The sequence below is a fragment of the Amorphus suaedae genome, assembly GCF_053629675.1.
On sequence record NZ_JBRJIT010000002.1, the window covers coordinates 1,196,780 to 1,214,047 of the forward strand.

16 protein-coding genes are annotated in these 17,268 nt (G+C 70.5%); 13 read left to right on the forward strand and 3 right to left on the reverse strand.

The genetic code is table 11. The features are described 5' to 3' along the window. The first annotated feature begins 3 nt into the window (after positions 1 to 3). The 6 genes from AB7M35_RS19295 to AB7M35_RS19320 all read left to right on the forward strand — a co-directional run bounded on the left by AB7M35_RS19295 (position 4) and on the right by AB7M35_RS19320 (position 7,052). Positions 4 to 2,160 (forward strand): acetate--CoA ligase family protein, encoded by a 2,157-nt coding sequence (locus AB7M35_RS19295; protein ID WP_453962048.1) that lies wholly within the window; start codon positions 4 to 6, stop codon positions 2,158 to 2,160. 83 nt (positions 2,161 to 2,243) lie between these two features. After that, positions 2,244 to 3,191, forward strand: coding sequence for a Bug family tripartite tricarboxylate transporter substrate binding protein (locus AB7M35_RS19300; RefSeq protein ID WP_453962049.1), 948 nt, complete (start codon positions 2,244 to 2,246; stop codon positions 3,189 to 3,191). Between the two features lie 25 nt (positions 3,192 to 3,216). Next, positions 3,217 to 3,690: a tripartite tricarboxylate transporter TctB family protein gene (locus AB7M35_RS19305; protein ID WP_453962050.1), complete on the forward strand. Its 474-nt coding sequence runs from the start codon at positions 3,217 to 3,219 to the stop codon at positions 3,688 to 3,690. Positions 3,691 to 3,702: 12 nt separating this feature from the next. After that, the gene (locus tag AB7M35_RS19310; protein ID WP_453962051.1) at positions 3,703 to 5,202 is read left to right on the forward strand and encodes a tripartite tricarboxylate transporter permease; all 1,500 of its coding nucleotides are present in this window, start codon (positions 3,703 to 3,705) and stop codon (positions 5,200 to 5,202) included. Positions 5,203 to 5,266: 64 nt separating this feature from the next. After that, positions 5,267 to 6,241, forward strand: a complete 975-nt coding sequence (locus AB7M35_RS19315) for a YhdH/YhfP family quinone oxidoreductase (RefSeq protein ID WP_453962052.1) — start codon at positions 5,267 to 5,269, stop codon at positions 6,239 to 6,241. 4 nt (positions 6,242 to 6,245) lie between these two features. Continuing rightward, the gene (locus AB7M35_RS19320) at positions 6,246 to 7,052 is read left to right on the forward strand and encodes an oxepin-CoA hydrolase, alternative type (RefSeq protein ID WP_453962053.1); all 807 of its coding nucleotides are present in this window, start codon (positions 6,246 to 6,248) and stop codon (positions 7,050 to 7,052) included. Positions 7,053 to 7,067: 15 nt separating this feature from the next. Here AB7M35_RS19320 and AB7M35_RS19325 read toward each other — a convergent pair whose 3' ends face one another. After that, positions 7,068 to 7,835, reverse strand: coding sequence for a DeoR/GlpR family DNA-binding transcription regulator (locus tag AB7M35_RS19325; protein ID WP_453962054.1), 768 nt, complete (start codon positions 7,833 to 7,835; stop codon positions 7,068 to 7,070). After that, on the reverse strand, positions 7,835 to 8,614 hold the full coding sequence (locus AB7M35_RS19330) for an HAD-IIB family hydrolase (protein WP_453962574.1): 780 nt from the start codon (positions 8,612 to 8,614) through the stop codon (positions 7,835 to 7,837). Before AB7M35_RS19330 ends, AB7M35_RS19325 begins: the two co-directional genes overlap by 1 nt. Positions 8,615 to 8,871: 257 nt before the next feature. On the opposite strand from AB7M35_RS19330, the gene phnD reads away from it, so the two are divergent. From phnD to AB7M35_RS19365, 7 genes are all read left to right on the forward strand, one after another. Then, positions 8,872 to 9,885, forward strand: a complete 1,014-nt coding sequence (gene phnD / locus AB7M35_RS19335) for a phosphate/phosphite/phosphonate ABC transporter substrate-binding protein (RefSeq protein WP_453962055.1) — start codon at positions 8,872 to 8,874, stop codon at positions 9,883 to 9,885. 63 nt (positions 9,886 to 9,948) lie between these two features. Then, on the forward strand, positions 9,949 to 10,743 hold the full coding sequence (gene phnC / locus AB7M35_RS19340; RefSeq protein WP_453962056.1) for a phosphonate ABC transporter ATP-binding protein: 795 nt from the start codon (positions 9,949 to 9,951) through the stop codon (positions 10,741 to 10,743). Next, positions 10,740 to 11,534 carry a phosphonate ABC transporter, permease protein PhnE gene (gene phnE / locus AB7M35_RS19345; protein WP_453962057.1) on the forward strand — a complete coding sequence of 265 codons (795 nt, stop codon included), beginning with the start codon at positions 10,740 to 10,742 and terminating at the stop codon, positions 11,532 to 11,534. Before phnC ends, phnE (AB7M35_RS19345) begins: the two co-directional genes overlap by 4 nt. Continuing rightward, positions 11,528 to 12,331, forward strand: coding sequence for a phosphonate ABC transporter, permease protein PhnE (phnE, locus tag AB7M35_RS19350; RefSeq protein ID WP_453962058.1), 804 nt, complete (start codon positions 11,528 to 11,530; stop codon positions 12,329 to 12,331). Before phnE (AB7M35_RS19345) ends, phnE (AB7M35_RS19350) begins: the two co-directional genes overlap by 7 nt. Positions 12,332 to 12,346: 15 nt before the next feature. Continuing rightward, complete coding sequence (glpD, locus tag AB7M35_RS19355; RefSeq protein WP_453962059.1) at positions 12,347 to 13,885, forward strand: glycerol-3-phosphate dehydrogenase; 1,539 nt, start codon at positions 12,347 to 12,349, stop codon at positions 13,883 to 13,885. Between the two features lie 194 nt (positions 13,886 to 14,079). Next, on the forward strand, positions 14,080 to 15,285 hold the full coding sequence (locus AB7M35_RS19360; RefSeq protein WP_453962060.1) for an acyl-CoA dehydrogenase family protein: 1,206 nt from the start codon (positions 14,080 to 14,082) through the stop codon (positions 15,283 to 15,285). Then, a complete protein-coding gene (locus AB7M35_RS19365) occupies positions 15,282 to 16,352 on the forward strand; it encodes a phosphotransferase family protein (protein ID WP_453962061.1) in 1,071 nt (356 codons plus the stop codon). The genes AB7M35_RS19360 and AB7M35_RS19365 overlap by 4 nt, the downstream gene beginning before the upstream one ends. Here AB7M35_RS19365 and AB7M35_RS19370 read toward each other — a convergent pair. Continuing rightward, positions 16,333 to 17,223, reverse strand: coding sequence for a phosphotransferase (locus AB7M35_RS19370; protein WP_453962062.1), 891 nt, complete (start codon positions 17,221 to 17,223; stop codon positions 16,333 to 16,335). The two genes, AB7M35_RS19365 and AB7M35_RS19370, sit on opposite strands and share 20 nt — an antisense overlap. Positions 17,224 to 17,268: the final 45 nt, after the last annotated feature.

Below are 17,268 nucleotides of genomic sequence, written 5' to 3' on the forward strand. Positions count from 1 at the left end.
GCCATGGAAGCGGACGCGGGGACCGGCGCGGAGCGGGGCTTCGACCTCGACCGCCTGTTCCGGCCGCGTGCCATCGCGGTGGTCGGCGCGACGGAGACGCCGGGCGCGGTCGGCAGCCAGGTGATCGAGAACCTGATCCATCACGGCTTCGGCGGCACGGTGCTGCCCATCAACCCGAAGTACGAGACCGTGCACGGCTTCGCCTGCTATCCGGACATCGCGGCGCTGCCGGAGGTGCCGGATCTCGTCGCCATCGCGGTGCCGGCGGCGCACGTGGCGGGCGTCGTCGCGGCGGCCGGGCGCAGGGGCATCCCGTTCGCGGTGGTGTTCGCGTCGGGGTTCGCGGAGACGGGGGAGGCGGGCATCCGGCTGCAGGCCGAGCTCGCGGCGGCGGCGCGGGACGCCGGCATCCGGCTGATCGGGCCGAACTGCCAGGGCATCATGAACATCGCCGACCGCATCCACGTCGGCTTCGGTCCGCCCTACCGGCTCACCTACAAGCCCGGCGCCGTCGGCGTCGTCTCCCAGTCCGGCGCGTTCGGCAACTCGCTGGTGATGGGCATGAGCGACGAGGGCATCGGCATGCGCCGCTACGCCTCGACGGGCAACGAGGTAGACACCAACGCGCTCGATCTGATTGACGGCATGCTCGACGACCCCGAGATCCGCGTCATCGCCGGCTACATCGAAGGGTTCCGGGACGCGGTGCCGCTGCGCCGGATCGCCGCCAAGGCGGTGGCGCGCAACGTGCCGGTCGTGGTGTGGAAGGTCGGGAACTCCAAGGCGGGCGCCCACGCGGCCGCCTCCCACACCGCCAACCTCGCCGGCGACCCCCGCTTCTACCGCGCCGCCTTCGATCAGCTCGGCATCGTCAGCGCCGGCGACGTGGGCGACATGGCCGACTGCATCCGCGCGCTCGCGCCGAAGCGCTGGGCGAGCGGGCCGCGCGTCGGCATCGTGACGATTTCCGGCGGCGCCGGCGTCGCCATGGCCGATCGGGCCGAGGAGCTGGGGCTCTCCATCGAGCCGTTCGCCGAGGCGACGCTCGCCGACCTGCGCACCCGGCTGCCGGCCTTTGCCTCGGTCGCCAATCCCCTCGACGTCACCGCCGGCGCGCTCACCGACCCGGACTCGGTGCGCGAGGCGCTGGAGGCGGTGGTGGCCGATCCGGGCGTCGACATGCTGGCGGTGGCGCTCGCCGCGACGGCGGGGCAGGCGGCGGTGACGATGACGGCGGCGCTCGCGGCGCTCGCCAAGCGGGTGTCGACGCCGATCGTCGTCGCCTGGAATGCCGCGCGCGCCGACAACCAGGCCGCCTTCGACACCCTGGCGGCGGCCGACATCCCGGTGTTCGCGACGCCCGGCCGGGCGATCCGCGGGCTGTCGGCCATCGCCCGCTTCGGCGCCGCCGTGACCGCGGAGGGGCTGGATCTGGCGCTGCCGGAGGGGGTGCGTGGCCCGGCCGGCGCGGCGCGCACGCTCAACGAGATGGACTCCAAGGCCGAGCTCGCCGGGACCGGCATCGTCGCGCCGGGGGAGGCGGTGGCGGAAACCGCCGACGCGGCCGTTGCGGCGGCGCGCGCGCTGGGCATGCCGGTGGTGATGAAGCTCCTGTCGGAGACCATCGTCCACAAGTCCGACATCGGCGGCGTGCGGCTCAACCTTTCCTCCGACGACGCCGTCCGCGACGCCTTCGCGGCGATCGCCGCAGCGGGCCGAACGGCCGAGCCCGGCGTGGAACCGCGGGTGCTGGTGCAGCAGCAGGTCGCCGCCGGGGTCGAGGTGATCCTCGGCGCCCGGGTCGACGACGTCTTCGGGCCGATGGTGATGGTCGGCGCCGGCGGCATCCTCGCCGAGGTGATCTCCGACGTGTCGTTCCGGCTCGCGCCGATCGACACGGACGAGGCGCGCCGGATGATCGCGGAGACAAAGGTGGCGCGCATCCTCGCCGGCATCCGGGGGCGCCCGCGCGGCGACGTCGACGCGCTCGCCGAGGCCATCGCCGGGCTGTCGCGCCGGATCGCGGCGGCGGACGGGCGGCTGCGCGAGATCGAGATCAATCCGCTTTTCGTCCAGGCGGATAGGGAGGGCGTCGTCGCCGGCGACTGCGTGGCGCACGTCGCCGCGCCGGCCCCGGCGTCCTCGCCGGACCGTCCATGACGACCGCACACGACACCAAGCCTGAAGAAGGCGGGACGACAACCCGCCGGACGAACGAACCTGAAATGGGAAGGAGACACCCCGTGAAGCATCTATCCAGCCGCCTTGCCGCCGTCGTCCTGTCGGCGACCATCCTCGCTCCGGCCGCCGTGTTCGCGGCCGAGTATCCGGCGCGCCCGGTGACGGTCATCGTGCCGTTCCCGGCCGGCGGCAGCACCGACACCATGGCGCGCGCGGCCGCCCGCGAGTTCGAGGAGATCCTCGGCACCAACATGCCGGTGACCAACGTCGGCGGTGGCGCCGGCACGGTGGGGACGGCCCAGCTCGCCCGCTCGCGGCCCGACGGCTACACCATCGGGGTGGTCCCGGCGGCGCCGCTGATCAACCAGCCGCACATGCGCGAGACGCCGTATTCGATCGAGGACTTCGACTACATCTGCCAGCTGTTCTACAGCCCGCAGGCGCTGGCGGTGAAGCCGGACTCGCCGTTCAAGAGCCTGAAGGACGTCGTCGACTACGCCCGCGCCCATCCGGGCGAGCTGAGCTACGGTTCGCCGGGACCGGGATCGCTGCCGCACCTGGCGATGGAGAAGTTCCTCCAGGACACCGACATCCAGATCAAGCACGTGCCGTTCCAGGGTGACGGCCCGGGCGTGACGGCGCTGCTGGGCGGTCACGTCGACCTCTACATGGCGATCATCTCCAACGTCTCGAAGAACGACCTCGACGCCGTCGCCGTCTTCGCCGACGAGCGCGTGGACGCGGCGCCGGACGTGCCGACGTCGGTCGAGCAGGGCTTCCCGACCACCGCTTCCTGGTGGGGCGGCGTGTTCGCGCCGAAGGGCATTCCGACGGACGCCAAGGCGAAGCTGGTCGACGCCTGCAAGCAGACCTCGGAGAACGAGCGCTTCATCGAGACGCTCGCCAGCCTCGGCACGCTCGTGCAGTTCCGCGACAGCGAAGGCGTCAAGCAGGCCGTCGAGGAGGGCAGCGCCACCAACGGCGAGATCATCCAGCGGGTCCTGAAGTAGCGGCCCGCCGGCGAGGATGAAGCCCATGCCCATGCCACGGTGCATGTCGGATCTGGTTGGCGGAGGCGTCCTTCTCGGCGCTTCCGCCGTCCTCTACGCCCAGACCGTGGGCAAGGGCTTCGCGCACGCCGAAATCGCCCGCGATCCCGTCTGGTACCCGCGGCTGATCCTGGTCCTGCTGGCGGCGGCCTCGATCGGGCTGATCGTGCGGGGGCTGGCCGGACGCGCGGACAACGGAGGCAGTACCCCCGTCTGGGGGCGCTTCCTCGCGGTGGCGGCGGTGGTGTCGGCCTATTTCCTGCTGTTCGACGTGGCGGGGTTCCTGATTGCCAGCGTCGTCTTCCTGCCGGCGATGACGGTGCTGCTCGGCTACCGGCGACCGCTGGTCATCGGGCTGGTCACCGTCATCTTCGTCGGCCTGGTCTGGTATTGTTTCGCGGAGATCTTCGTCATCCGGCCGCCCGGTTTCGGCCTCGACGAACTCTTCGCCTGGTTGTGAGGCGGGCCTGACATGGACAGCATCCTCCAGGCGCTCCAGACCATCGCCACCCCGTCGATCCTGTTCTTCATGATCGCGGGCACGGGTGCCGGCATCGTCATCGGCGCCATGCCCGGCCTCGGCTCGGTGCTGGCGATCACGCTGGCGCTGCCGCTCACCTTCGTGCTCGGGCCGGAGGCCAGCATCATGCTGCTGCTCGGCCTCTACTGCGGGTCGGTCTACGGCGGCTCGATCTCGGCGATCCTGATCAACACGCCGGGTACGCCCCAGGCGGCGGCGACGCTGTTCGACGGCTACCCGATGATGAAGAAGGGCAGAGGCGGGCTGGCGCTCGGCTGGTCGACGACCGCCTCCCTCATCGGCGGGCTCCTGTCCACCGTCGTGCTGATCGCCGCGGCACCGCTGCTGGCGCGCCTCGGGCTGAAGTTCGGTCCTGTGGAGTATTTCGCGCTCGGCCTGTTCGCGCTCACCTGCGTCATCTCGGTCGCCAACGAGGACCTGCTCAGGGGCGGAGCCGCCTGCTTCCTCGGCCTGATCGCCGCCACCATCGGCCAGGATCCGCTGACCGGCGACCTGCGCCTGCATTTCCAGTCGTTCGAGCTGTCGGCCGGCATCGGGCTGGTGCCGTTCCTAGTCGGGCTGTTCGCGCTGTCGGAGGTGTTCTGGCGGGTGTCGGAGCGCCACGACGGGGTTGCCGCCGACCTGCCGCGCAGCGGCTTCGAGTTTCCGGCGGTGCGCGAGCTCGGCCAGCGCTGGAAGGTGCTGTTCAAGTCGTCGATGATCGGCACCTGGACGGGGATCCTGCCCGGTATCGGCGCCACCGCGGCGTCGATGATCAGCTACGCCGAGGCCAAGCGCACCTCGCCCAACCGCGACAAGTTCGGCACCGGCGAGCCCGACGGGATCATCGCCTCGGAAGCCGCCAACAACGCGGTCACCTCCGGGGCGCTGGTGCCGACCCTGTCGCTGGGCATCCCGGGCGACCCGATCACCGCGGTGATGCTCGGCGCGCTGGTCATCCAGGGCGTCACGCCGGGGCCGCGGCTGTTCGTCGAGAACGCCGACCTGGTCACCTTCATCTTCGTGGCGCTGTTCTTCGTGAACGTCGCCATGTACGTGCTCGGCGTGCTGCTCTGCCCGGTGTTCTCGCGCATCCTCAGGATGCCGGAGCCGCTGCTTCTGTCGGCGGTGGTGGTGCTGATCGCCATCGGCACCTTCACGGTCAACTACAACCCGTTCGACCTGGTGGTGGCGCTGGCGGCGGGCCTCGCCGGCTTCCTGTTGCGGCTCGGGCGGTTTCCGCTCGCCCCCATCGTCATCGGCTTCGTGCTGGGGCCGATGATCGAGCAGAGCTTCCGGCAGGGCATGATCCTGCAGGACGGCAATTTCCTGTCCTTCTTCACCCAGCCGATCGCCCTCGTCCTCTTCGTCATGACCGCGCTGTTCGTCGGATGGCCGATCTATCGCGGCATGCGGGACCGGCGGGCGCGCGCGCAGATCGAGAATTCCTGAGCCGTTCCGCTTGTCCGGGTCGCGTCGATCCGGGCGGGACGGGCTCCAGCAACGGATGAAAGCCATGAAGGCATACCGCATCGAGGAAACGGCCGAGGGGCCGCGCGGCAGCATCGTCGATCTGTCGCTCGACGACATCGACCAGGGCGACGTGGTCATCCGCACCCGCTACGCCGGCATCAACTACAAGGACGCGCTGGCCGGCACTGGCAAGGCGCCGATCATCCGCCGCTATCCGTGCGTCGGCGGCATCGAGGCGGTGGGCCAGGTGGAGACGAGCGCCAGCCCGGCCTACAAGGCGGGCGACTGGGTGATCGCCCATGGACGCGGCGTCGGCGTCAGCCACGACGGCGGATTCGCGGAGAAGGTGCGCGTGCCGGCCAACTGGCTGGTGCGCCTGCCGGACGGCCTGTCGCCCCGCGAGGCGGCGGTGCTGGGCGTTGCCGGCCACTCCGCGGCCCTCGCCGTCCACAAGATGGAGGCCGCCGGCCTGACCCCCGACCTCGGCCCGGTCGCCGTGACCGGCGCCACCGGCGGCGTCGGCTCGCTGGCGGTCGCGATGCTGGCGAAGCGCGGCTTCACCGTTACCGCCGTTACCTCCAAGACCGACCAGGAGGGCTTCCTGCGCGGCCTCGGCGCCTCCGACGTCCGCTCGCCGCCACGCGAGCCGAGCCGCAAGCCGCTGGAGGGGGCCGAATGGGCCGGCGCCGTGGACACCGCCGGCGGGCCGCAGCTGGAATGGCTGCTGCGCACGGCGGCGGTGCAGGGCATCGTCACCAGCATCGGCAACGCCGCCGGCATCGCGCTCAACACCACCGTGCTGCCGTTCATCCTGCGCGGCGTCACGCTGATCGGCATCAACTCCGACACGCCGATGCCGCTGCGCCAGACGATCTGGGACCGGCTTGCCGGCGACCTGAAGCCGGCCGACCTCGACGGCCTCGGCCGCGAGATCGGGCTGGAGGACCTGCCGGGCTACATGGACGAGATGATCGCCTCGAAGATCCACGGGCGGACCCTCGTCGCCTTCCCGGAGTAGGCGGGTGCGCGCGACCAACCCGTCGGACAGCGCCGACAGCCCCGTGGTGCGGCGCGAGCGGCGCGGCGGCATCCTCGTCGTGACGCTCGACGATGCCGGCTCCCGCAACGCGATCGGGCCGGACGTCAATCCGACCCTCACGCATGTCCTCGCCCGTGCCGGGAACGACCCGGCGGTGCGGGTGGTCGTGCTCACCGGGGCCAACGGCTATTTCTCGGCCGGCGGCAACATGCGGGCGCTCAGGCGCACGGTGGAGATGAGCCCGGCGGAGCGGGTCGAGGTAACCGACCGGCTGGCGGCGATGATCCGCACCGTGGTGGGGTTGCCGAAGCCGGTCATCGCGGCGGTGGAGGGCGGGGCGGCCGGCATCGGCTTCGCGCTGGCGCTCGCCTGCGACCTGGTCGTGGCGACCCGCGATGCCCGCTTCGCCGCGGCGCAAGTCCGTCTGGGCCTGACCCCGGACGGAGGCATCACGCGGTTCCTGCACGACGCGATGCCACGCCAGCTGGCGAACGAAGTCTGCATGCTGGGCCAGCCGATCGCGGCGGAGCGGCTCCACGCCTTCGGCCTCGTCACGCGGCTGGTCGACGGCGGCGAGGCGCTCGCCACCGCCTTCGACATGGCCGAGACGCTGGCCGCCGGCCCGACGCGGGCGATCGGGCGGATCAAGCGGCTCATGGCGGCCACCGCATCGGCGAGCCTGGAAGACTGCCTGGAGCTGGAGGCGGACGCCATCAACGCCGCGCGCGCCGATCCGGAAGCCGCCGAGGGCATCGCCGCCTTCATGGAGAAGCGCCGGCCGGCGTTCTGAGGAACCCCGTCGCCCTCAGGCGACCTGCAGGTCGATCCCGGCCTGGCCCAGGGCCTCGCCCAGCGAACCGCCCGGACGCTGGTCGCAGACGATGCCGGCGAAGGCGTCGAGCGGCGCGACGGTCGCCACCAGATGGCGGTCGAACTTGGAGTGGTCGATCAGCAGGAAGGTCTCGCGGGACTGGGCGATCATCCGGCGCTTGATGGCGACGGCCGCGCGGTTGGCGTCCGAGATGCCCTGGGGGGCGAGGCCGCTGGCGCCGATGAAGGCGCGGTTGGCGTTGTAGCGCGACAGGAAATCCAGCGTTTCCGGGCCGTAGACCGCGGCCTCCAGGTGCAGGAAGTCGCCGGGGCAGAGGATGATCTGGATCGAGGCGTTGGAGCCCAGCGTGGCGGCGATGGCGACGCTGTTGGTGAGCACCGTGAGGTCCTCGCCGATGGCCGCCAGCGCGTGCGCGAACTGGTGGGTCGTCGACCCGGCGTCGATCATCAGCACCTCGCCCGGCCGCACCATGGCGGCGGCGCGCTGGCCGATGCGGGTTCGCTCGTCGATGTAGGCCTGGTTGCGCTCGCTGAAGGGCGCCTGCGCGCCCATGGGGATGGCCGAGGCGCCGCCGTAGGCCCGGCTGATCAGGCCTTCGCTGCTGAGCGCCTCCACGTCGCGGCGCACCGTCTCGGTGGAGACGCCGAAGCTTGCCGCCAGCTCGGAGATGCGGACGTGGGGGTGGCGTTCGAGCTCGCGGAGGATGCGCTCGCGGCGCGCCGCCTTGCCGAGGCGCGGCATCAGGCCCCCTTCGCCCGCAGGATCGCCGCCGCCACCGCCGCGAAGCCCTGCCCACCGGCCTCCGCGGTCAGCCATTTGGGCTGCGCCGGCGAGCGGTGGGCGAAGTCGGCGAAGTTGGCGACCGCGATGCTGTTGGCGAAATAGCCGAACATCGGCGCATCGTTCGGGCTGTCGCCGACGAAGGCGATGCGGTCTCCCGCGCTATCCATGTCGACGCCATATCGCTCCGCCAGCAGCCGGCGGGTCATCACCAGCTTGTCGTAGTGGCCGAACCAGCCATTGACATGGATGGATGACACTTTCGCGACCGCGCCGGCGGCCTCGAAGCAGGCCACGATGGCGTCGATTTCCGCCTCGTCGAGGCGGGCGCCGTCCTCGGCGAAGTCGATGGCGAGGTCGGCCTCGCGGAACGGCTGGTCGGCGGAGATGCGGGCGCGCGGGACGCGCGCCAGGATGGTGGCGGCGAGGCCGTCGAGCCGGGCGCGGTCGGAGCGCCGCTCCGCGTCGGGCTTGTGGAACACCCGGGTCATGCCGCCGGCGGGCTCGCAGGCGAAATAGAAGGCGCCGTTCTCGCCGACGACCGCGTCCACCGGCCAGAGCCGGGCGATCAGGTCGCACCAGCCGGCCGGGCGGCCGGTGATCGGGATGACCCTGAGGCCGGCCCGCTGCAGCGTCTCCAGCGCTTCGTAGGCCACCGCCGGCAGCCGGCCGTCGGTGGTCAGCGTGTCGTCGATGTCGGTGAGCACGAAGTCGAGGGCGCGGAGCCGCGCGGCGTCCATCTCGGCGAAGGGGCGGGGGGCGAGGCTCGCCGCCACCGCCGCGGCGGCAGGAATGTCGCGTGTCGTCACGTGTCTCTCCCGTGCGTCGTTCTTGTCGTTGTGTGAGTAATCCCACAAACTTGGAGGAAGTCGCAACTTTTTTGCGCAAAATATGTTGCGAAGTCCCACAAACATTCGCTACGGTTGCACCAGCTGACGGGCGGGCAACGTCCACGATGGAAAACAGGCCGAGCAACGGCCTGGAGCGGAGGAAACCGATGAAAGCCGAGACACTCGACACCCGAATTGCGCGCGCGCTCGCCGGCACGGCCCTTGGCCTTGCGACCGCGTTCGCCATCGCCGCCCCGGCGGCTGCCCAGGACGCGGCCTGCGCCCAGCGCGGCGACCTCGACCAGATGTACTGCGACGCCAACGGCGACCTGGTCGCCGACACGCCGACCGATCCGAGCAAGCTGCTCGACCCCGACACGCTGGTGTTCGCCTACACCCCGGTCGAGGATCCGGCGATCTACGCCGACATCTGGGAGCCGTTCATCGAGCATCTGGAGGAGGTGACGGGCAAGAAGGTGCAGTTCTTCGCCGTGCAGTCGAATTCGGCCGAGGTCGAGGCGATGCGCTCCGGCCGCCTGCACATCGCCGGCTTCTCGACCGGCCCGACGCCGTTCGCCGTCAACCTCGCCGGCGCCGTGCCGTTCGCCATCATGGGCTCCGAGGACGGCACCTTCGGCTACAAGCTGCAGGTCTACACCCGCAAGGATTCCGGCATCAACGAGATGACCGACCTGAAGGGCAAGCGCGTCGCGCACACCTCGCCGACGTCGAACTCCGGCAACCTGGCGCCGCGCGCGCTGTTCCCGAAGCTCGGCGTGACGCCGGACAAGGACTACGAGGTGACCTACTCGGGCTCCCACGACCAGTCGATGCTGGGCGTGGTGGCGGGCGACTATGACGCCGCGCCGGTGGCCTCCGAGGTGGTCGACCGCATGGCCGAGCGCGATCTCTACGATCCGGAAGAGGTGAAGATCGTCTGGGAATCCCAGCCGTTCCCGACGACGTCCTACACCTACGCCTACAACCTCGACCCGGCGCTGGCGGAGAAGATCAAGGAAGCCTTCTTCAGCTTCGACTTCAAGGGCACCGCGCTCGGCGAGGAGTTCGACGGCGTCAGCAAGTTCGTGCCGGTGACCTACCAGAAGGACTGGTCGGTGATCCGCGACATCCAGGAAGCCAACGGCGTCGAGTACACGCCGCAGGGCCTGGCCAAGGAATAATCAAGAACAGCCCGACGGACGCGGCGTGAGCGCCGCGTCCGCACGGCCTCGGAGTGCTTGCCGATGTTGAAGATCTCGAAGCTCGTGAAGCGCTACGGGAACGGGGACCCCGTCCTCAAGGAACTCGATCTCGAAGTGCCGGGCGAAAGCGTGGTCTCCATCATCGGGGCCTCCGGCGCCGGCAAGAGCACGCTTCTGCGCTGCATCAACCGCCTCGTCGAGCCGACGTCCGGCACCATCGAGCTGAACGGCGTCGAACTCACCAGCCTGCGCGGCCGCGACCTGCGCATGGCGCGCCGCCGCATCGGCATGATCTTCCAGAGCTTCAACCTCGTCGACCGGCTGACGGTGATGGAGAACGTCCAGTCGGGCCGCCTCGGCTACCTGCCGCTGTGGCGCGCCGCGTTCCGCCGCTATCCGCGCGAGGACATCCGCCGCGCCTACGAGCTGATGGAACGCGTCGGCATCGCCCACTACGCCAACAAGCGCGCCGACGAGCTCTCCGGCGGCGAGCGCCAGCGCGTCGGCGTGGTGCGCGCGCTGATGCAGAACCCGGAAATCCTGCTCGCCGACGAGCCGACCGCGTCGCTCGACCCGAAGACGTCGGAGCAGATCATGGAGCTGCTGCGGGCGCTGTCGCGCGAGTACGCGCTGCCCGTGCTGATCAACATCCACAACGTGGCCGAGGCCAAGCAGTATACCGACCGCATCGTCGGCATGCGCTACGGTCGCATCATGTTCGACGACGTGCCCGCCGCCCTCGACGCCGACGCCATGGAGCAGATCTATGCCGGCGTGCCGGCGGAGGAGCGCGGCGAGGGCGCCGGTCCCGCGCCGGCGATGGCGGCCGCGCTATGAGCGCCACCCCCGACACCTGGCGCAAGCCGCCGCTGATCGCCAACCCGGTGCTGCGCTACGGGCTGCTGCTGGCGGTCGTCATCTACGTCGCCTGGGCGGTCTCGATCATGCCGTTCGACTGGGACCGCGTGGCGCAGGGCCTGACCCGCGCGCAGCGCATCTTCGCCGGTGCCTTCCCGCCCAGCTTCGCGCGCAGCGGCCTGCTCATCGACGGCTTCCTGGAAAGCCTGAAGATCGCCATCCTCTCCACCGTCGGCGGCGTGCTGATGTCGATCCCGATCGCCTTCATGGCGGCGAAGAATCTGGCGCCCTGGCCGATCTTCATGCTCGGGCGCGGCATCATCATCGTGTCGCGCAGCTTCCACCCGGTGATCGTCGCCATCATCTTCGTGAAGGCGGTGGGCTTCGGTCCGTTCGCCGGCGTGCTGACGCTGATCGTCTACTCCATCGGCTTCGTGGCGAAGATGCTCGCCGAGCGGATCGAGGAGATCGACCGTGGCCAGGTCGAGGCGATGCGCTCGGTGGGCGCGCGCTACCTGCCGACGCTGATCTACGGGGTGTTTCCCCAGATCATGCCGCGGCTGATCGGCCTGGCGATCTACCAGCTCGACAGCAACCTGCGCGCCTCCGCCGTGGTCGGCATCGTCGGCGCGGGCGGCATCGGCGCGACGCTCGCCAACGCGTTCGGCCGCTACGACTACGATTTCGCGCTCGCCATCACCATCGTCATCGTCGCGGTCATCCTCGTCAGCGAGGGCATCAGCGGCCAGATCAGGAAACGGGTATGGTAAGCCTCGACACCACTCCCGAGGACTGGGCCCGCTACACGCCGCGCCAGCGGATGCAGCGCTTCGCCATCTTCCTGTTCTGCGTGGCCGCCGTCGTCTGGTCGCTCGCCTCGATCGACGTGATCTGGGCGTGGGTCTGGGGCGCGCCCGCGCAGATGGGCGACCTGCTCGGCCGGATGATCCCGCCCGACACGCGCAACCTCGGCACCATCCTGTGGGTGCTGGTGGAGACGGTGAACATCGCGACGCTCGCCACCGCCGTCGCGGTCATCCTGTCGCTGCCGGTGGCCTACATCGCCGCCCAGAACACGACGCCCAACGCCGCCACGCTTTGGCTCGGCCGGTTCATCCTGGTCTCCAGCCGCTCGGTGAACACAATCATCTGGGCGCTGCTGTTCGTGGCGATCTTCGGCCCGGGCATCGTCGCCGGCATCGTGGCCATCATGTTCCGCTCGATCGGCTTCATCGGGAAGCTGCTCGGCGAGGCCATCGAGGAGATCGACCGCCGCCCGGTGGAGGCGCTGGAAGCCACGGGCGCGTCACGTTTCAAGGTTATCCTCTACGCCATCGTGCCCCAGGTGATGCCGACCTTCTGGGCGGTCAGCATCCTGCGCTGGGACATCAACCTGCGTGAATCGACCGTTCTCGGCCTCGTCGGCGCAGGCGGCATCGGCATCATCCTCCAGGGCGCGATCGACACCTTCAACTGGCCCGAGGCCGCCACGGTTCTGCTCGCCATCCTGGCCCTCGTCGTCCTTGGCGAAATCATCTCCGCGTTCCTGCGCAAGCGCATCATCTGACGATATCCGGCAGTCATGACGGCCTCACCCCCACGCCCGAACGCTGACTTCGACATCCTCGTCATCGGCGGAGGCATCAACGGCTGCGGCATCGCGCGCGACGCCGCCGGCCGCGGCTGGAAGGTGCTGCTGTGCGAGATGAACGATCTCGCCAGCGGGACCTCGTCCTGGTCGACCAAGCTGATCCACGGCGGGCTGCGCTATCTCGAGTACTACGAGTTCCGGCTGGTCCGCGAAGCGCTGATGGAGCGCGAGGTGCTGTGGTCGATGGCGCCGCACATCATCCGGCCGCTGCGCTTCGTGCTGCCCCACCACGACGGGCTGCGGCCGAGCTGGCTGCTGCGCCTTGGCCTGTTCCTCTACGACCATCTGGGTGGCCGGAAGAAGCTGCCGGCGACGCGGACGCTCGACCTTCGCCAGGATGCCGCCGGCCGTCCGCTGAAGGGCGACTACGCCAAGGGCTTCGAGTATTCCGACTGCTGGGTGGACGACGCCCGGCTCGTGGTGCTGAACGCGCGCTCGGCGCAGGAGAAGGGCGCCGACATCCGCACGCGCACCCGGGTGACCGGGCTGGAACGGCGGGACGGGGTCTGGGCGGTCGAGCTCCTGAACGCCGCCGGCGCGACGGAAACCGTCACCGCGCGGCTGGTGGTGAATGCCGGCGGGCCGTGGGTGGACCGGGTGATCGCGTCGGCTTCCCACGCGGAATCCCACAACGTCCGCCTCGTGCAGGGCAGCCACATCGTCGTGCCGAAGCTCTACGGCCACGACCGCTGCTACATCTTCCAGAACGCCGACGGGCGGATCATCTTCGCCATCCCCTACGAGGGGGAATTCACGCTGATCGGCACCACCGACCGCGACTATTCGGGCGATCCGTCGAAGGTTGCGATCACGCCCGAGGAAACCGCCTACCTCTGCGCGGCGGCGAGCGAGTACTTCACCCGTACCATCACCCCGGACGACGTGGTCTGGACCTACTCCGGCGTGCGGCCGCTGTTCGACGACGGGGCAAGCGAGGCGCAGGCGGCGACCCGCGACTACGTGCTGAAGGTGGACGGCGGCGACGGCACCCCGCCGCTGATCAACATCTTCGGCGGCAAGATCACCACCTACCGCCGGCTGGCGGAATCGGCGCTGGAGAAGGTCGACGAGGCGCTGGGCGAGGCGCGCGGCAAGCCGTGGACGGCGGGCGCCACGCTTCCCGGCGGCGATTTCCCGGTCGAGGGGTACGAGGCGCTGGTCGACGCGATCCACCAGGCGCACGTAGCACTGCCGCGTCCGCTCGTGGCGCGGCTGGTGCGCGCCTACGGCACCGACACCCGCGAGATCCTGCAGGGCGTGCAGACGCCGGCCGATCTCGGCCGCGACTTCGGCGCCGGCCTGACCGAGCGCGAGGTCGACTGGCTGCGCGCTAAGGAATGGGCCGTCACCGCCGACGACATCGCGTGGCGCCGCTCCAAGCTCGGGCTGCACATGACGGCGGACGAGCTCTCCGGCCTCAGGGCGGCCCTCGGCGAGGACGTGCCCGTCCAGGCCGCCTCCGCCCCCTGAGCCGATACCCCGCGGACGACCGACGGACGCGATGCTCGAGGCGACGCGATCGCGTCCCGCTCGGGATGCTTCTGTCCGGACCGGATTTGCTTTAGTCACGGAGATGGCGGCGGCCGTGCCGCTCCCGACCAGCCGGCGCGCGGGCTCACGAGAGATCCGCAGAAGACCGGCGGCGGGGATCCGGGAGGACCTTCATGGATTTCACGATTCCGTCCGACGTCGAGGACCTGAGGCGCCGCATCGCCGACTTCGTCGCCGAGGAGCTGCTTCCGCTGGAAGCGCAGCCCGACGCCTACGACGCGCACGGCAACATCGCCCACGGCCCCCTGGAAGCGTGCCGCGCCAAGGCGCGCGCGGCGGGGCTCTGGACGCTGCAGCTCAGCCGGGAGGAGGGCGGCCACGGCCTCAACCGGCAGGCGATGGCGGTCTGCTACGAGGAGATGAACCGGTCGATCTTCGGCCCCGTGGTGTTCAACTCCGCCGCGCCCGACGACGGCAACATGATGATGCTGGACCGGCTCGGCACCCCCGAGCAGAAGGCGACCTGGCTGCGGCCGATCGCCGACGGCTCGGTGCGCTCGGCCTTCGCCATGACCGAACCGCACCCGGGCGGCGGATCCGATCCCGCGATGATCCGCACCCGCGCCGAACGGGTCGGCGACCGCTACGTGGTGACCGGCCGCAAATGGTTCATCACGGGGGCCGAGGAGGCCGCCCACTTCACCCTGATCGCCCGCACCTCCGACGATCCGCGCCACGGCCTGACGGCGTTCCTGTTCCACCGCGACCAGCCGGGCTGGCACATCGTCCGGCGCATCGGGATCATGGGCCCGGAGGAGCACGGCGGCCATTGCGAGATCGTGTTCGACAGGCTGGAGATCCCGTCCGAGAACGTGCTCGTCGGCGAGGGCAAGGGCCTGAAGGTCACCCAGACCCGGCTGGGACCGGCCCGGCTCACCCACTGCATGCGCTGGCTCGGCCTGTCGAAGCGCTGCGTGGAGATCGCCCGCGACTACGCCGGCCGCCGCGAGGGCTTCGGGGTGCGGCTCGCCGACCGGGAATCGGTGCAGCTGATGCTCGGCGATCTCGCGATGCAGATCGAGGTCGGCCGCCTGCTGGTGATGAAGGCCGCCTGGGAGCTGGACCAGGGCCGCTTCGCCCGCAAGCAGATCTCCATGGCGAAGGTCCATGTCGCCAACCTGCTGCACAAGGCGGCCGACACGGGCATCCAGATCAACGGCGCGCGCGGCTATTCCACCGACACGCCGCTGGAGTGGATCTACCGCTACGCGCGCCAGGCCCGGCTGGTCGACGGCGCCGACGAGGTGCACAAGATGGTCCTCAACCGGAACCTCGAGGCCGAGGAGACCGGCTTCTGGGCGTGGGACGTGCAGGAATGACGCAACCACCCATGGCACCGGCGGACGGCGCGCCGGAGTTCGACCAAGCGGTGCTGAAGGCGTTCCTCGATGCCCGCCTCGGCGCGGCCGACACGATGCGGCTGGAGCGGATCGGCGGCGGCCAGTCCAACCCGACCTTCTTCCTCGACCACGGCGCGCGGCGGATGGTGCTGCGCAAGAAGCCGGCCGGCGAGATCCTCAAGGGCGCGCACGCGATCGAGCGGGAATACCGGGTCCTGCAGGCACTGTTTCCGACCGACGTTCCGGTTCCCGAGCCGATCCTGATCCACGAGGATCCGGACCTCATCGGCACGCCGTTCTACCTGATGGCGCGCGTCGACGGCCGGGTGTTCTCCGACTGCGCGCTCCCCGGGCTGGAGCCGGCCGAGCGGCAGGCGATCTACATGGCGATGGCGCGGACCATGGCCCGCATGCACGCCCTCGATCCGGAGGCCGTGGGGCTCGGCGACTTCGGCCGGCCGGGCAACTATTTCGCGCGCCAGGTGTCGCGCTGGACGCGGCAGCTCGACGGCTCCTCGCAGGCGAAGAGCCCGGAGTTCGAGCGGCTGGCCGACTGGCTCGCCGACAACATGCCGGCCGACGACGGCCGCGCGTCGCTGGCGCACGGCGACTATCGCCTCGGCAACCTTTTGTTCCACGAGACCGAGCCGCGGGTCGTCGCGATCCTCGACTGGGAGCTGTCGACCATCGGCCATCCGCTCGCCGATCTCGGCTTCTGCTGCATCCCGTGGGTGACGTCGCCCGACGAGTACGGCGGCCTGCTCGGCCTCGACATCGCGGCGCTGGGCATCCCGTCGCTGGATGCCTTCGTCGCCGGCTACATGGACGAGGCCGGCGACATGCCGCCGCTGGAGCCGTTCCACGTGGCGTTCGCGCTGTTCCGTTTCGCGGTGATCTTCGTGGGCATCGCCGACCGGGCGCTGGCGGGCACTGCGGCGGGCGCCAACGCCGCGGCGCTGGCGCCGCTGGCGCAGCGCTTCGCGGTGCGCGCGCTGGAGGTCATCGGCCAGGACGGCGGACCCGTCCTCAGCCGGCGCGGCGGCTGAAGGCCGACCAGGCGCGCTCCAGCCGGTCGAGGTTGTCGGCGGTGTAGGCGGCGAAGTCGAAGTCCACCTCCGAGCGCAGCTCCGACACCATGCTCCACAGCGTCTCGCGCAACAGCGAGGCGGTCTTCATGGCGGCGAAGCTCCGCCGCAGGGCGTCGTCCGGCGCTGCCTCGAAATAGAGTCCCAGCAGCTCGTCGTCCCGGGCGTCGTCGAACTGGCTGTTGGAGGAGAGGCCGCCGAGATCGAACAGCGGCGAGTTGAAGCCCGCGTAGTCCCAGTCGATCAGCCAGAGCCGCTCGCCGTCGTCGATGAGGTTCGCCGGCAGCAGGTCGTTGTGGCCGAAGCCCATCTCGATGGCGCCGACGGCGGCCTCCAGCACGTCGCATCGCTCCAACAGGTCGGGGAGGAGGGCCGCGTGGCGGCTGCCGCCGTCGCTGAGGACGCGGGCGTAGTGGCGGCAGATGTGGAAGACCCAGAACACCAGCGCGGGGGCCGCCACCTGGCGCGCCATGTCGCGGTGGCAGCGCCGCAGCAGCGGCACGATGCGGCGCAGCATGGCGGGGTCGCGGATGTCGGCCTCGCCCAGCGTCCGGCCCTCGATGAAATCGAGCACCAGCACGCCCGGTTCCGCGTGCACCACCGCCGGCGAGATGCCGAGTTCGGCCGCGGCGCGGGACGCCGCCAGCTCGTTGAAGCGCATGACGCCGTGGACGGGAATGTCCTCGCCGACGCGCACGAAGCAGCGGCGGCCGGCGTCCTCGACCAGGAAGTTGGTGTTGGTGATCCCGCCGGTAACCGGCTGGGGATCGACGGGCCCTCTCCAGATGTCGAGCCGTGCGGCGCGCGCCGATGCGCTCGGTGCGTCAGCCATGGGTCCTCCTCATGCCTTGTCGCGGTTCCGGGCGGCGAACCGGGG

Excerpts from the sequence above, each read along its gene's own strand:
- AB7M35_RS19325 (WP_453962054.1), bottom strand. The coding sequence starts at position 7,835 with ATGCCGCGCCTCGGCAAGGCGGCGCGCCGCGAGCGCATCCTCCGCGAG.
- AB7M35_RS19310 (WP_453962051.1), top strand. The coding sequence starts at position 3,703 with ATGGACAGCATCCTCCAGGCGCTCCAGACCATCGCCACCCCGTCGATC.
- phnD (WP_453962055.1), top strand. The coding sequence starts at position 8,872 with ATGAAAGCCGAGACACTCGACACCCGAATTGCGCGCGCGCTCGCCGGC.
- phnE (WP_453962057.1), top strand. The coding sequence starts at position 10,740 with ATGAGCGCCACCCCCGACACCTGGCGCAAGCCGCCGCTGATCGCCAAC.
- AB7M35_RS19295 (WP_453962048.1), top strand. The coding sequence starts at position 4 with ATGGAAGCGGACGCGGGGACCGGCGCGGAGCGGGGCTTCGACCTCGAC.
- AB7M35_RS19360 (WP_453962060.1), top strand. The coding sequence starts at position 14,080 with ATGGATTTCACGATTCCGTCCGACGTCGAGGACCTGAGGCGCCGCATC.
- phnC (WP_453962056.1), top strand. The coding sequence starts at position 9,949 with ATGTTGAAGATCTCGAAGCTCGTGAAGCGCTACGGGAACGGGGACCCC.
- phnE (WP_453962058.1), top strand. The coding sequence starts at position 11,528 with ATGGTAAGCCTCGACACCACTCCCGAGGACTGGGCCCGCTACACGCCG.
- glpD (WP_453962059.1), top strand. The coding sequence starts at position 12,347 with ATGACGGCCTCACCCCCACGCCCGAACGCTGACTTCGACATCCTCGTC.
- AB7M35_RS19315 (WP_453962052.1), top strand. The coding sequence starts at position 5,267 with ATGAAGGCATACCGCATCGAGGAAACGGCCGAGGGGCCGCGCGGCAGC.
- AB7M35_RS19370 (WP_453962062.1), bottom strand. The coding sequence starts at position 17,223 with ATGGCTGACGCACCGAGCGCATCGGCGCGCGCCGCACGGCTCGACATC.
- AB7M35_RS19330 (WP_453962574.1), bottom strand. The coding sequence starts at position 8,614 with ATGGACGCCGCGCGGCTCCGCGCCCTCGACTTCGTGCTCACCGACATC.
- AB7M35_RS19365 (WP_453962061.1), top strand. The coding sequence starts at position 15,282 with ATGACGCAACCACCCATGGCACCGGCGGACGGCGCGCCGGAGTTCGAC.
- AB7M35_RS19305 (WP_453962050.1), top strand. The coding sequence starts at position 3,217 with ATGCCCATGCCACGGTGCATGTCGGATCTGGTTGGCGGAGGCGTCCTT.